Source organism: Conexibacter woesei Iso977N, assembly GCF_000424625.1.
GTDB classification, from domain to species: domain Bacteria; phylum Actinomycetota; class Thermoleophilia; order Solirubrobacterales; family Solirubrobacteraceae; genus Baekduia; species Baekduia woesei_A.
Genome location: NZ_AUKG01000002.1, coordinates 252871 through 266236, shown reverse-complemented (window position 1 = coordinate 266236; position 13366 = coordinate 252871). Strand labels below are relative to the sequence as shown.

At 72.8% G+C, this 13366-nt stretch carries 15 protein-coding genes; 5 read left to right on the top strand and 10 right to left on the bottom strand.

Annotated elements, in window-relative coordinates:
* Window positions 1-5: 5 nt before the first annotated feature.
* Genes H030_RS0113485 through H030_RS39075 form a run of 4 tightly spaced genes read right to left on the bottom strand, consistent with a single transcriptional unit; the run spans window position 6 to window position 3580 of the window.
* Window positions 6-1676, bottom strand: coding sequence for an acyl-CoA mutase large subunit family protein (locus H030_RS0113485; protein ID WP_027006488.1), 1671 nt, complete (start codon window positions 1674-1676; stop codon window positions 6-8).
* Window positions 1677-1713: 37 nt separating this feature from the next.
* Window positions 1714-2217 (bottom strand): MarR family winged helix-turn-helix transcriptional regulator, encoded by a 504-nt coding sequence (locus H030_RS0113480; RefSeq protein WP_027006487.1) that lies wholly within the window; start codon window positions 2215-2217, stop codon window positions 1714-1716.
* Between the two features lie 30 nt (window positions 2218-2247).
* The gene (locus tag H030_RS31995; RefSeq protein WP_051222627.1) at window positions 2248-3420 is read right to left on the bottom strand and encodes a potassium/proton antiporter; all 1173 of its coding nucleotides are present in this window, start codon (window positions 3418-3420) and stop codon (window positions 2248-2250) included.
* Between the two features lie 7 nt (window positions 3421-3427).
* Window positions 3428-3580 carry a hypothetical protein gene (locus H030_RS39075; RefSeq protein ID WP_155892034.1) on the bottom strand — a complete coding sequence of 51 codons (153 nt, stop codon included), beginning with the start codon at window positions 3578-3580 and terminating at the stop codon, window positions 3428-3430.
* Between the two features lie 87 nt (window positions 3581-3667).
* On the opposite strand from H030_RS39075, the gene H030_RS0113465 reads away from it, so the two are divergent.
* On the top strand, window positions 3668-4585 hold the full coding sequence (locus H030_RS0113465) for a sensor histidine kinase (RefSeq protein WP_027006486.1): 918 nt from the start codon (window positions 3668-3670) through the stop codon (window positions 4583-4585).
* Window positions 4585-5214, top strand: coding sequence for a response regulator (locus H030_RS0113460; protein ID WP_027006485.1), 630 nt, complete (start codon window positions 4585-4587; stop codon window positions 5212-5214). Before H030_RS0113465 ends, H030_RS0113460 begins: the two co-directional genes overlap by 1 nt.
* Here the strand turns inward: H030_RS0113460 and H030_RS0113455 are convergent.
* Both H030_RS0113455 and H030_RS0113450 read right to left on the bottom strand, forming a co-directional pair.
* Complete coding sequence (locus H030_RS0113455; RefSeq protein WP_027006484.1) at window positions 5211-6008, bottom strand: alpha/beta fold hydrolase; 798 nt, start codon at window positions 6006-6008, stop codon at window positions 5211-5213. The two genes, H030_RS0113460 and H030_RS0113455, sit on opposite strands and share 4 nt — an antisense overlap.
* 9 nt (window positions 6009-6017) lie before the next feature.
* Window positions 6018-6773 carry an AAA family ATPase gene (locus tag H030_RS0113450; RefSeq protein WP_027006483.1) on the bottom strand — a complete coding sequence of 252 codons (756 nt, stop codon included), beginning with the start codon at window positions 6771-6773 and terminating at the stop codon, window positions 6018-6020.
* 76 nt (window positions 6774-6849) lie between these two features.
* Between H030_RS0113450 and H030_RS0113445 the strand changes: the two genes are divergently transcribed.
* Genes H030_RS0113445 through H030_RS31990 form a run of 3 tightly spaced genes read left to right on the top strand, consistent with a single transcriptional unit; the run spans window position 6850 to window position 8401 of the window.
* Window positions 6850-7284 (top strand): SRPBCC family protein, encoded by a 435-nt coding sequence (locus H030_RS0113445; RefSeq protein WP_027006482.1) that lies wholly within the window; start codon window positions 6850-6852, stop codon window positions 7282-7284.
* Complete coding sequence (locus H030_RS0113440) at window positions 7281-7718, top strand: MarR family winged helix-turn-helix transcriptional regulator (RefSeq protein ID WP_196809123.1); 438 nt, start codon at window positions 7281-7283, stop codon at window positions 7716-7718. Before H030_RS0113445 ends, H030_RS0113440 begins: the two co-directional genes overlap by 4 nt.
* A complete protein-coding gene (locus tag H030_RS31990) occupies window positions 7706-8401 on the top strand; it encodes a hypothetical protein (protein ID WP_051222625.1) in 696 nt (231 codons plus the stop codon). The genes H030_RS0113440 and H030_RS31990 overlap by 13 nt, the downstream gene beginning before the upstream one ends.
* 259 nt (window positions 8402-8660) lie before the next feature.
* Here the strand turns inward: H030_RS31990 and H030_RS0113430 are convergent, their stop codons facing one another.
* The 4 genes from H030_RS0113430 to H030_RS39730 form a co-directional block, all read right to left on the bottom strand.
* Window positions 8661-9788 carry an acyl-CoA dehydrogenase family protein gene (locus H030_RS0113430; protein ID WP_027006480.1) on the bottom strand — a complete coding sequence of 376 codons (1128 nt, stop codon included), beginning with the start codon at window positions 9786-9788 and terminating at the stop codon, window positions 8661-8663.
* Window positions 9789-9837: 49 nt separating this feature from the next.
* Window positions 9838-10560, bottom strand: a complete 723-nt coding sequence (locus H030_RS31985; protein ID WP_231398438.1) for an HAD-IB family hydrolase — start codon at window positions 10558-10560, stop codon at window positions 9838-9840.
* Window positions 10561-10594: 34 nt separating this feature from the next.
* Window positions 10595-11788: an acetyl-CoA C-acetyltransferase gene (locus H030_RS0113420; RefSeq protein ID WP_027006479.1), complete on the bottom strand. Its 1194-nt coding sequence runs from the start codon at window positions 11786-11788 to the stop codon at window positions 10595-10597.
* Between the two features lie 92 nt (window positions 11789-11880).
* Window positions 11881-13320 carry a hypothetical protein gene (locus H030_RS39730; RefSeq protein WP_027006478.1) on the bottom strand — a complete coding sequence of 480 codons (1440 nt, stop codon included), beginning with the start codon at window positions 13318-13320 and terminating at the stop codon, window positions 11881-11883.
* Window positions 13321-13366 lie beyond the last annotated feature (46 nt).

The following is a 13366-nucleotide window of genomic DNA, read 5'->3' as shown; positions in this document are numbered from 1 at the left end:
CGCGGCTAGAACACCGGGGTCTCGGTGTAGGAGCCGAACACCTCTTGCAGGGCATGGATGATCTCACCTTCGCTGGCGTGAACCCGCGCCGCGTCCAGGAGGTGCGGCATGAGGTTCTCGCCCTCGTCGACGGCGGCGGTCTTCAGCGCGGTCAGCGCGCGCTGCACCTCGGACGACTCGCGCTTGGCCCGGACGGCCTGGACGCGGCCGACCTGCTTGCGCTCCAGCGCCGGGTCGATGCGCAGGATCGCCGTCTGGTGGTCGTCGCCCTCGGTGTACTTGTTGACGCCGACGACGATCCGCTCGCCGTGGTCGATCCGGCCCTGCAGCTCGTAGGAGGCGTCGGCGATCTCGCGCTGGCAGAAGTTCTGCTTGACGGCCTCGACCATCCCGCCGAGCTCGTCGATGCGGCGGAAGTAGTCGTAGGCCGCCTCCTCCATGCGATCGGTCAGCGACTCGACGTAGTAGGAGCCGCCGAGCGGGTCGATGGTGGACGTGACGCCGGTCTCGTGCGCGATCACCTGCTGGGTGCGCAGCGCGATCCGGACGGCCTCCTCGGTCGGGAGCGCGAGCGCCTCGTCGTAGGAGTTGGTGTGCAGCGACTGCGTGCCGCCGAGGACGCCGGCGAGCGCCTCGATCGCCGTGCGCGTGATGTTGTTCAGCGGCTGCTGGGCCGTGAGGCTGACGCCCGCGGTCTGCGTGTGGAAGCGCATCAGCAGCGACTTGGGGTTCTTGGCCCCGAAGGTGTCGCGCAGCTCGCGCGCCCAGATCCGGCGGGCGGCGCGGTACTTGGCGATCTCCTCGAAGAAGTCGATCTGCGCGTTGAAGAAGAACGACAGGCGCGGCGCGAAGGCGTCCACGTCGAGCCCGCGGTCGACGGCCTGCTGGACGTAGGTCAACCCGTCCTTGAGCGTGAACGCGAGCTCTTGCTGAGCAGTCGCACCCGCTTCGCGGATGTGGTAGCCGGAGATCGAGACCGGGTGCCACCGCGGCATGGTGTGGGTGCACCACTCGACCATGTCCCCCATCAACCGCATCGCTGGGTCGATCGGGAAGCACCACTCCTTCTGGGCGATGTACTCCTTCAGGATGTCGGCCTGGATCGTGCCCGCGAGGTTCTCGGGCGCGATGCCCTGGCGTTCGGCCGCCACGACGTAGAAGGCCATCATGATCGCCGCGGGCGCGTTGATGGTCATCGACACGCTGACCTCGCCGAGGTCGATGCCCTTGAAGAGGTCCTGCATGTCGTCGAGCGTGTCGACGGCGACGCCCTCGCGCCCGACCTCGCCGAGCGACATCGGGCTGTCGCTGTCGTGGCCCATCAGCGACGGCATGTCGAAGGCGGTGCTCAGCCCGGTCTGGCCGTGGTCGAGCAGGTAGTGGAAGCGCTCGTTGGTCTCCTCGGCCGTGCCGAAGCCGGCGAACTGGCGCATCGTCCAGAGGCGGCCGCGGTACATCGACGGGTAGACGCCGCGCGTGTACGGGAACGCGCCGGGCAGGCCGATGTGGTCGGGCGCGTCGTTGACGTCGGCGGCCGTGTAGAGCGGGGCGACCTCCTCGCCCGACAGCGAGATGAACTCGGCGTCGCGCTCGGGCGTGGCGCCGTAGGCGGCGAGCCACTCGTCGTGGGTGACGGGCTGGGTGGTCGGCTTGGTCTGCTCGGGTGTCGCGGCCATTTAGGAGGAATCCCTCATATCTCGTGGGGTTGAGATGTTAGGCCACGAAGTCCCCGGCGTCGAGACGCAGGGTACGGAGGGTTCCGGTGATCAGCTCGTGCTGGTCGGGCGTGAGCGCGTCGAGGCCGAACTCGGCGTCGTTGAGGTCCTGCGTCGCGGCGCGCGCGGCGGCGCGGCCCTTCTCGGTGATGACGGCCAGCGTGGCGCGGCCGTCGCGGGTGCTCGGGGTCCGGACGACGAAGCCGTCCTGCTCCAGCGCGGCGACGATCGACGACGCGCTGGTGCGGTGGACCTGGAGGCGCTCGCCGAGCTTGCCGATCGGCAGCTCGCCGTGCTTGGTGTAGGACAACAGGACGAGCGCCTCGTAGCGCGGGAAGGTCAGGTTGTAGGGCTTGACCAGCTCGTTGAGCCGGGCCAGCAGGACCTGCTGGGCGCGCATGATCGACGTGACCGCGGCCATCGGGCGCGCGGGCTCGTCGCCGTAGCGCTCCTCCCAGTGCCGCCGCGCCTCGGCGACCGGATCGATCCGCAGGGGGCCCATGTGGGAGCAAGCCTAGTCCGCCGTCCGCGGTCAGTCGGTCACCTTCAGCCGCCGCGCGAGCGCCTCGAACGTCGTGCCCTGGACCACGGTCGACAGCAGCACCGCGAAGAACGCGACCGCGAACAGCTCCTGCGCGCGCGGGACGCCCTCGATCACCGGGAACGTCGCGAGCACGACCGGCACCGCCCCGCGCAGGCCGGCCCAGCCGAGCACGGCCTTCTCGCCCGTGCCGAAGCCCTGGCCGGCGGTCGCGACGAAGACCGCCAGCGGCCGCGCCACGACCGCCGTCAGCACCGCGAGGATCGTCCCCTCGACGGCCACGGAGCCGAGCGCGTCCGGGAAGACGAGCAGGCCGAGGGCCAGGAACATCACGAGCTGCGCGACCCAGGCCAGGCCGTCGTGGAAGGTCGCCATCGCCTCCCGCTCGGCGATCGGCAGCGCGCCGAGCGACAGCCCCGCGAGGTAGATCGACAGGAAGCCCGAGCCGTGCAGCGCGTCGCCGATCCCGAAGGCCAGCGCGCCCGTCGCCATCGACGCGACCGGGTACAGGCCGGGCGTGGTCAGTGGCTTGCGGCGCAGCAGCCAGGCGCTCGCGCCGCCGACCGCCAGGCCGGCGACCGCGCCGACGCCGAGCTCGACGACGAACGCCTCGGCCATGTCGACCAAGTTGTAGCCCTCGGTGGTGATCCAGGTGCTGAAGCCGATCACGAGCAGGACGGCGACGGGGTCGTTGAGGCCGGCCTCGCCTTCGAGCGTCCGCGCGACGCGGCGGCGCAGCGTCGAGCCGCGCAGCACGGCGAAGATCGCCGCGCCGTCGGTGGCGGCGAGGATCGAGCCGAGCAGCAGGCCTTCGAGGAGGCTGAAGTGCAGCAGCCAGGAGGCGGCCAGGCCGGCGAGGACCGCGGTCAGCGTCGTGCCGAGCAGCGCGAGGCTGAGCGCGGGCCTGAGCACGGGCCGGATCTCCGGGAAGCCGGCGGCCAGGCCGCCCTCGAAGAGGATCGCGGCGAGCGCGACGATGCCGATCGTCTTGGCCAGCGCGTAGTCGTCGAAGTGCAGCCAGCCGAGGCCGTCGGAGCCGATCGCCATCCCGAGGCCGATCACGAAGACCAGGCCCGGGACGCGCAGGCGGTCGCCGACCTGGGCGACCGCCAGTCCGCCGGCGAGCAGCGCGCCGGCGACGAGGAGGAGCGTGCCGTCTTCCATCGCGCGGCTAGGTGACGATCGCGGCGAGGACGACGAGCAGGCCGGCGCCGGCGAAGATGCCGGTGAGCATGAACCAGCCCTGGCGCTCGTGGCGCTTGGCGAGCGCGGCCTCCTCCTCGGGGGTCGGCTGCGGGGTCGGCGTGGCGTCGGTGTTGGTCATGCCCTTGATGGTCGGCGACGGTCCGCTCGTGGGCCATGGGGAGCGCTCCCCATTTCGCTTGCCGCGCGGGCGCGCGAGGATGGGGGCATGACGCTGCTGCAGCGCGTGGTCGCCGGCAACGCCCTCGTCGTGTTCGTGGGCGCGCTGATCCTCGCCGTCTCCCCCGCCACCGTCAGCCCGCGGATCACCGGCGGCGAGGCGGCGCTGCTGGCGGGCGGCGCGGTCGTGGCGGTGCTCGCCAACATGGTGGTGATGCGCCGGGCGCTGGCGCCGCTGCGGGCGCTGGCGGGCGAGATGGCGGCGGTCGACCTCGCGGCGCCGCCCGCGGTCCGCAGTGGTCCGCCGCGCGAGGGCGTCGCCGAGGTCGCGGCGCTGGGACGGGCGTTCGACACCATGTTGGTGCGGTTGGCCGCCGAGCGCCAGGACAGCGCGCGGGCAGCGATCGCGGCGCAGGAGCGGGAGCGCGCGCGGATCGGGCGCGAGCTGCACGACGAGGTCGGCCAGGCGCTGACCGGCGTCGCGCTGGAGCTGCGCGCCGGCGAGCTGGAGGCCGCGCAGGAGGCGCTGACCGCGGCGGCCGACGGCGTCCGGGAGATCATGCAGGGGCTGCGGCCCGAGGCGCTGGAGGACTTCGGCCTGCGCGGCGCGCTGCTGGCGCTCGCCTCCGCCTTCGCCGAACGCACCGGCGTCAGCCCGCGGCGCGACCTCGATCAGCTGCCCGCGCTGCCGGAGGAGACCGAGTTGGTGGTCTACCGCGTCGTCCAGGAGGCACTGACCAACGTGGCCCGCCACGCGGAGGGCTTCCGCTCGGTGTCGCTCAGCGCCCGGCACGAGGGCGACATGGTGGTGTTGGTCATCGACGACGACGGCGCGGGCCGCCGCGGCGCCGCTCCGGGGACGGGGCTGGCGGGGATGCGCGAGCGGGCGCTGCTGGCCGGCGGCACGTTGATGGTGTCGGATCGCGACGGCGGCGGCACGGTCGTCCGGCTGGAGGTGCGCGCCTGATGGTCCCGCTGCGCGCACGGATCCTGATCGCCGACGACCACGCGATGGTCCGGCGCGGGCTGCGCCACGTCCTGGACGCGGCGCCGGACCTGGAGGTCGTCGCCGAGGCGGGCGACGGGATCGAGGCCGTGGAGCTGGGGCTGCGCGAGGACATCGACCTGGCGATCCTCGACGTGGCGATGCCGCGGCGCACGGGCCTGGCGGCGGCGCGCGAGCTGAGCACGCGGCGGCCGGAGTTGAAGATCCTGATGTTGTCGATGCACGACAACGACCTGTACTTCTTCGAGGCCTTGAAGGCCGGCGCTGCGGGCTACGTCCTGAAGACCGCCGCCGACCGCGACCTGCTCGACGCGTGCCGCGCGGCGCTGCGCGGCGAGCCGTTCCTCTACCCGCCCGCGGTGGCGGCGCTGCTGCGCGAGGGGGTCGACGCCGAGCTGCTGACCCCGCGCGAGCTGGAGGTCGTCAAGCTCGTCGCCGAGGCCCACACGACCGACCAGATCGCCGAGTTGTTGATGATCTCGCCGCGGACGGTCGAGCGCCACCGCGAGAACATCCTCTCCAAGCTCGGGATGCGCGACCGCGTCGAGCTGACGCGCTACGCGATCAAGCGCGGGCTGGTCGAGCCCTAGAGCGCCGCGAGGTGGTCCTCCAGCACGGCGTTGACCGCGTCCGGGTTCTCGAGCGCGTGGACGTGGCCGGTGCGTTCCATGACCACCAACTTGGCGTGCGGCACCGCGGCCGCGATCTGCTCGGACTTCGGCGGCGGGTAGGTGTGGTCCTCGGTGCCGGCGACGACCGTCAGCGGGACCGTGATGTTGGGCAGCTCGCCGAGGATCGCCGGGCGGTGGGCGATGTGCCAGGCGGCGTCGGCGTACTCGGGCGTGCGCGAGCCGACGACCGCGCGCGCCTCGGCGAGGACGTGCGCGCGGCTCGGGTCGTTGAGCGACGTGTCGCCCAACATGAAGTACAGGACGCCGTCGATGACCGGCTCGATGCCCTGCTCCCGGACGACCGCGGCGAGCGCGTCCATCCCCTCGGCCGCCTCCTCGATGTCCGCCGAGGTGCCGAGCACGACGAGCGAGCGCAGCAGGTCCGGGTGGCGCGCGGCGAGGCGCAGGCCGATGAAGCCGCCCATCGAGTTGCCGACGAACGTGACGTCACGAAGTTGTAGTCCTTCGATCAGCGCCCGCGCGTCCTCGGTCTGCGTGTCGAAGTCGAGCGCCTCCCGCGGATGGCGCTGCGAGTCGCCCTGGCCGCGCAGGTCGTAGCGGATGACGCGGTAGCCGTCGGCGAACGCCTCGGCCTGCGCGGCGAACATCCGGTGGTCGAAGAACATCGAGTGGGCGAAGAGCAGGGCGGGCGCGTCCTGCGGCCCCTCGTCGGCGTAGTTGATGGTGGTGCCGTTGACCGCGATCGTCGCCATCGGGCGAGCCTAGTCCTCTTCGAGCACGGCGCGGAGGTAGCGCTCGGGCGCGTCGAGGAAGCCGCGGGTGAGGCGGACGGCGTCGAGGTCGTCGTAGGCGGTCTCGCGTGCGCCGGTCTCGTCGAGCTCGTAGATCCGGGCGTTCGGGAGCGCGAGGAGGATCGGGGAGTGGGTCGCGATCACGAACTGCGCGCCCTCGCGGACGGCGCGGGCGATGATGCTCAGCAGCGCGAGGTTGCCGGACGCCGACAGCGCCGCCTCGGGCTCGTCGAGGACGAACAGGCCGTTGCCGCCGAAGCGGTTGGCGGCGAGCGCCAGGAACGACTGACCATGTGATTGTTGATGCAGCGGCGTGTCGCCGTAGAGCGAGAGGTCCGGAGCGTGCACGCTGTCGGAGCCGATGAAGCTCGCGACGTTGAAGAAGCTCTCGGCGCGCAGGAAGTAGCCGAGCCGCGGCTTGGTGCTGGAGAGGACCGGCCGCAGCGCCTCCCCGAGCGCGGGCCTCGGCTGCCCGGCCGAGCCGCCGGAGCGCTCCAGCTCGCCGCCCTGGTCGAGGAACCCCATCGCCTCGGCGACCGCCTCGACGATGGTGGACTTGCCCGCGCCGTTGTCGCCGGCCAGCAACGTGACCGGCGCGCTGAAGTCGAGTTGTCGCACTTGGTCGACCGCCGGCACGTCGAACGGGAAGCCCGTCCCCCAGTGCTCGTCGACCCGCTCGAAGCCGAGCAGGTACGGGCCCGGCCCGGGGAGGCGTCGATCGCGCACGCGCCGCAGCCTACCCCGGCCGCTGCCCCTCGTTGTTCGCTTGACAGATTCATATGCGTACTTATAGTCTGCACGCATGACTTCTTACACGATCACCTTCGAGACGAGCGGCGAGACGACGGCGGCACCGGAGGTCGTCGACGGCCTCTACCGCGATGCGGGCACCTGGGGCGAGTGGGATCCGGGGATGGAGCGGGTCGAGTTCGACGGCCCGTTCGAGGCCGGGATGACCGGGCGCTTCACGCCGGTCGGCGGCGAGCCGTTCCCCTACACCATGGTCTTCGCCGAGCCGGGCCGCGGGCACGTGGACGAGTTCCCGCTCGACGGCGCGGTGCTGCGGGTCTCGCACCGCCTGGAGCCTCTGGCCGGCGGCGGCACGCGGATCGTCCACGGCGCGTCGCTGTCCGGGCCGCAGGCGCTGGCGATCGCGCCCGGGCTGATGCCCGACGTCTGCGACGAGATGCCCGAGACCGTCGCGCGGCTGGCGCGCGTCGCGGAGGCACGGGCGTGAGCGAGCTGATCGACGACGCGGGCGCGTCGCCGGGCTTCCTGCTCTGGCGGGTCACGCAGCGCTGGCAGCGTTCGATCGTCGCCACGCTGCGCCCGCTGGACCTGACCCACGCGCAGTTCGTCCTGCTGATGTCCGCCAACTACCTCTCACGCGACGGGTCGCCGTCGCAGCGCGAGGTCGCCGACCACGCCGAGGCCGACGTGATGATGACCTCGCAGGTCCTGCGGACGCTGGAGAAGCGCGGGCTCGTGACCCGCTCCCCCGACCCCGCCGACGCGCGCGTCAAGCGCCTCACGGTGACGGCCGACGGCGCGAGGCTCGCCCGCCGCGCGCAGGCCGCGGTCGAGAAGGCCGACCGCGCGTTCTTCGCCGACGTCGGCGACCCGGAATCGTTGTTGTCGCACTTGAAGGAGCTCGCGGCATGGCCGTCCTGACCCTCACCACCGCCGGTGGCCCGATCGACCTCGACTTCGCCGCGCGCTTCCTCGCACGCTGGCCGCCCGCGACCCACGACGGCTGGTCGGACGACGGCGCGCTGCGCCTCGCGTTCGTCCGCGACGACCTGCGCGGCGCCGGCGGCGTCACGCTGCGCGCCCTGCCGGACCGGGCCGACACGCTGACCGCGACGCTCGCCGGCGGCGCGACCGAGGCGCAGGTCCGGCGGATCCTCTGCCTCGACCTGGTCGGCGACGAGCCACGCCGCCCCGTCCTGTTCGCGGACCCCTACGAGGCCGCGGCGTGGGCGATCCTCTCGACACGCGTGCCCGCCGCGCGAGCCGCGACGCTACGCCGCACGCTGATCGACGAGCACGGCGAGGACGTCGCACTCGACGGCGCGACACTGCGCGCGTTCCCAGCGCCGGCCGCGCTGCTGGCCATCGACGCGGTCCCCGGCCTGTCCGACGAGAAGCTCCGCCGCCTCCACGGCGTGGCCCAGTCCGCCCTCGCCGGCGACCTCGACCCGGTCACACTCGCCGCGCTGGAGCCCGACGCGGCCCGCGCCCACCTCAAGACACTCCGCGGGATCGGCGACTTCTACGCCGACCTCGTCTACCAGCGGGCAGTGGTCCCGGACTGGTCGCTCTTCCTCACTCGCTCCGGCGCACACGCGCGATAACCAACCGCTGGATCGCGCGGCCGCGGAGAGCGCGACGGGTCCGGCCTGCCACGCCCGACCACGCATTGGTTGCGAAACACCGGCGCCGCCACCGCCGCCGACCGCCCCACAACGACGGCGCGACCAGCCGACAAGACGCGTGTACCGAAGACGGCGGAGAGCGCGAAGGGTCGGAGCGCCAGGCTCGACGACGCACCGGTTGCGAAACGCCGGCGCGCCGCGGTCGCGCGGTCAGGACGACGGGGCGCGTCTGTCGAGGTCAGTCGGTGGTGCGTGCTGCTTCGCCGAGCAGCGCCCGGGCGATGACGAGGCGTTGGATCTCCGAGGTGCCTTCGTAGATCTCGGTGACCTTGGCGTCGCGGTAGTAGCGCTCCGCCGGGAAGTCCTTGGTGTAGCCGTAGCCGCCGAGGATCTGGATCGCCTCGCCGGTCCAGACGCGGGCGACGCGGGAGGCGAAGAGCTTGGCCTGCGCGCCCTCGACCGTGTGCGGGCGGCCGTGCTCCTTCAGCCGTGCGGCGCGCCAGACGAGGGCGCGGGCCGCCTCGATCTCGGTCTGCATGTCGGCGAGCTTCTGCTGGATCGCGCCGAAGCCGCCGATCGGGCGGCCGAACGCGCGGCGCTCCTGCGCGTAGGCGGTCGCGACGTCGAGCGCCGCTTGGGCAATGCCTACAGCTTGCGCCGCGATCCCGATCCGGCCGCCGTCGAGCGTCGACAGCGCGATCCGCATCCCGCCCCCGCGCTCGCCGAGCAGCTCGCCGGGCGTGTCCTCGAAGGCGAGGTCGGCGGTGGAGGAGGAGTTCAACCCCATCTTCTCCTCCTCGCGCGTGACGCTGAACCCGCTCGCACCGCGGCGCACGACGAACGCGCTCGGCTTGTCGGGGTCCTTGGCGAAAGCGGTGAAGACGTGCGCGTAGGACCCGTTGGTGATCCACTGCTTCGTGCCGGTGAGCTGATCGTCCACCGCACGCGTGCGCATCGCGCCCGCGTCGCTCCCACTCCCCGACTCGGTCAGCGCGAACGCCGCCAGCTCATGGCCCTGCGCCAGCGGCGGAACAAGACGTTCAACTTGCTCCTCCGTCCCGTGCTGCAGGATCGGCAGCGTCCCCGCGCTCGTGTGCACCGCGACCGTCACGCCGACCCCAGCGTCGGCGCGCGACAGCTCCTCCAGGACCAAGATGTAGGACAAGAAGTCCGCGCCCGCCCCGCCGAACTGCTCGGGCACGCACGTGCCCATCAGCCCCAGCTCGCCGAGCGCCGCGAACACGTCCTTCGGGAACTCGTGCGCCCGGTCCCACCCCGCCGCATGCGGCGCGATCTCCTCGTCGGCGAAGCGCCTGGCCAGCTGCCAGATCTCCCGCTGCTCGTCGTAGAGCTCGTAGTAGCTCATCGAACGTGCCTCCAGGTTCGGCCCTCGTCGGCGACTGCACCGTTCGACCTCATCGCGATCTCCCCACCCTCCGTCGTGCCGTCGCGCCCGCGGCGCCGAGCAGCGTGGCGCCGGCCAGGCCGCCGAGCATCTTCAGCCGCCCGCCGAGCCGGTCGAAGCGCAGCACGTCCCAGCTCTCCTCGCGGGCGATCCGCAGCAGCGGGCCGTCCGGGTTGACCGCGACCGCGTGGCCGACCGCGCGCAACATCGGCAGGTCGCTCTCGCTGTCGCTGTAGGCATAGGACTCGCTCAGGTCGATGCCCTCGCGCTCGGCGAGCGCGCGCATCACGGTCGGCTTGCCCTCGCGGTAGGCGAACGGGCCGGACAGCCGGCCGGTGTACAGCCCTTCGGCGTCGGTCTCCAGCGGCGTGCCGATGCCGCCGTCGAAGCCGAGGACGTGGGCGATCATCGACGCCATGTCCTGCGTCGCGGCCGTGACGATGTACACCGGCCGCCCAGCGTCCTGATGGTCCCACGCGATCTCGAGCATCTGCGGGTACAGCCGCGGCAGCACGCCCGCGAGCACCTGCGGGCCCAACCGCTGGAACTCGAGCGCGCGCCGCCCCTCGAGCATCGCGCCGACGCGGTGCATCACGCGGTCGGTCGACGCGTCGGTCGACCCGCGCAGGCGGAACTTCACGTTCTCCCACGCATCCAGCGCGAGCCGCCGCCGCGAGATCATCCCTGCTCTCGCGGCGGCGCGCGCCCAGAAGAACCCGGAGGACCCCGACATCAGGGTCCGGTCCAGATCGAAGAACGCTGCGGACTTAGGCTGCGCCGTTGCCATGCACGCGCAGGATGACGGCGTCGCCCTGACCGCCGCCGGAGCAGATCGCCGCGACGCCGAGGCCGCCGCCGCGACGGCGCAGCTCGTGGACGAGCACGCCGAGGATACGGGCGCCCGAGGCGCCGATCGGGTGGCCGAGCGCGACCGCGCCGCCGTTGACGTTGACGCGGTCCTCCTCGATGCCGAGCTCGCGGATCGACTGCAGCGTCACGGAGGCGAAGGCCTCGTTGATCTCCCACAGGTCGATGTCGCCCGGCTGCAGGCCCGCCCTGTCGAGGGCGCGCTTGGCGGCGCCCGCGGGCGTCGTCGCGAGGTAGGCGAAGTCGTTGGCGAACTGCGCGTGGCCGACGATCTCGGCCAGGACGGTCTTGCCGTTGGCCTCGGCCCACTCGTCGCTCGACAGCACCAGCGCGCCGCCGCCGTCGTTGACGCCCGGCGAGTTGCCGGCCGTGTGCGAGCCCTCCTTGCCGGTCAGGCCCGGCAGCTTGGCCAGCGCCTCCAGCGTCGAGCCGCGGCGCGGGCCCTCGTCGACCTCGACGACCGTGTCGCCCTTGCGGCCCCTGACGGTGAACGGGACGATCTCGTCGGCCATGCGGCCGTCGTCGATCGCGGCGAGCGCCAGCTCGTGCGAGCGCAGCGCCCAGCGGTCGAGGTCCGGGCGCGTGAGCTCGAGCTCGTCGCCGACCTCGGTCGCCTCGACGAACATCTGCTTGCCGGAGAACGAGTTGGTGAGGCCGTCGTGGACCATCGAGTCCAGCGCCTTGGCGTCACCCATGCGGTAGCCGAAGCGCGCCTGCGGCAGCAGGTACGGGGCGCCCGACATCGACTCCATGCCGCCGCCGACGCCGACCTCGACGTCACCCGCGCGGATCGCCTGGTCGAGGATCACGGCCGCGCGCAGGCCGCTCGCGCAGACCTTGTTGATGGTCTCGGACGAGACCTCCTTCGGGATGCCGGCCTTGATCTGGGCCTGGCGCGAGGGGACCTGCCCCTGGCCGGCCTGGATGACCTGGCCCATCACGACGTGGTCGACCTGGTCGGGCGCGACGTCGGCGCGCTCCAGCGCAGCGGTGATGGCGGTCGCGCCGAGGTCGGTCGCGTCGACGGCGGACAGGCCGCCGCCGAGCTTCCCGATCGGGGTGCGCGCGGCGCCGAGGATGACGGTCTTGGGCATGAGGTTCCTGGTTCTTCTCGGTCTGGTCAGGACAGCTGGAGCCGGAACGGTATCGACGCGGCGGCGGCGACGGCGACGGGCGGTGCTGCGGCTCAGCTGCCGAGCGACGCCAGCAGGTCCGACGCGGTGGCCTGCGGTGCCGCGCCGAGCGCGGTGGTCAGCTTGGCGGCCGGCAGTCCGGCGGCGACGAGCCGGTTCTGCAGCGCGGTCAGCGCGGCCGCGGCCGCGGAGGGGTCGAGCGTCACGTTGAGGCCCGCCCCGCCGAGGATCTGCGCCACGCGCCTGGCGGCCGCGGCCTCCGTGCGACGGCGCGCGGCGAAGCTGCGCCCGAGCGTCGTCAGCGTCCGGTCCTGGAGCGCGGTCGCCCTGCGGTCGCCGGCCCTGACCGCGGCGGTCTCGCGGCTGATCGTCGTGTCGAGCCCGGTCGCCGCGGCCTCGGTGGCGCGGGTCGCGCGCAGCAGCGCCTGGCCGGCCGGCTGGAGCTGGGCACACACCGCGCCGGGCGAGCCGGCGCCCTGCGCGGCCGGGCACGCGGGCAGCTTCGCCGCGGGCGCGGCGACCGGCCTGATCCTCGCCGCGGTCCGGTAGGCGGGGTCCGGCGGATCGGCGACGGTGTCGGCCTCGGCCTTGATCGCCTTGAGGTAGGACAGGCACAGCGGCGTGCCCAGCGCGCTCATCGTGCCGCCGACCGCGAGGCCCACCGGCCCGGCGGCGATCAGCGCGGTGCCGACGCCGGCCCCGACGCCGCACGGGTAGAGCGCGCGCTGGAACGTGTCCTCGAGCGCGTCGAGCGCGGCGAGCTTGGCCTGCTTCTGCGCGGGCGTCAGGGTCTTCTTCGGCGGTGTCGCGCCGATGTCGGGCGGCCTGCGGGCGGTGTTGGTCAGCGTCAGCGTCGCGTGGATGCTCTCGGTGTTCCTGCCGTCGGGGGTCGTGCCCTCGCCGTCGAAGTGCTTCGTGACCGCCGGGCCGCCGAGCCTGCCTTCGATGCCGGAGACCTCCGCGTCGCCGAAGGTCCTGCCCACGCCGTCCGGGATCTCGTCGGTGACGCCCGCGCCGCCGTTGACCGGCAGCTCGCAGCTGGGCGCGGTCGACGTCGCGCCCGTGGACATCGCGTAGCTGCCGGTGATCGGCATGGTCGCGCTGCCGCCGAAGGTCCCTCGCTCGTTCCACACCACGTCGAGCGGCGACAGCTGGCCCTTGGCCAGCGGCGAGCGCGGCACGATCGCGAAGCTGCAGTCCTGGTTGGTGTTCGGCGGCGCGTAGATCATCGACTCCTGGCCGGTGATGGCGAGGTGCAGGCCGCCGACCGGCGTCGACGTGTCCGTGCCGGTGAGATGGAAGACCTCGCGCTCGTCCCAGGCGAAGTGCAGCGTCGACTGCCAGACCGAGGGGTCGCTGGGCTGGTAGATGAAGGTCTCGTCGACCGTGCCCTTGTACTCGATCGTGGCCCAGCCGTCCGCGTGGGCCGCGGCGGGCGCGAGCCCCAGGAACAGCGCTGCCGCGAGAGCGGAGATCGCACGCCGGGCCGTCATCGAGGCGACTGTAGACCTGGGCGCCGGGGCGGACAACCGCTCCTCC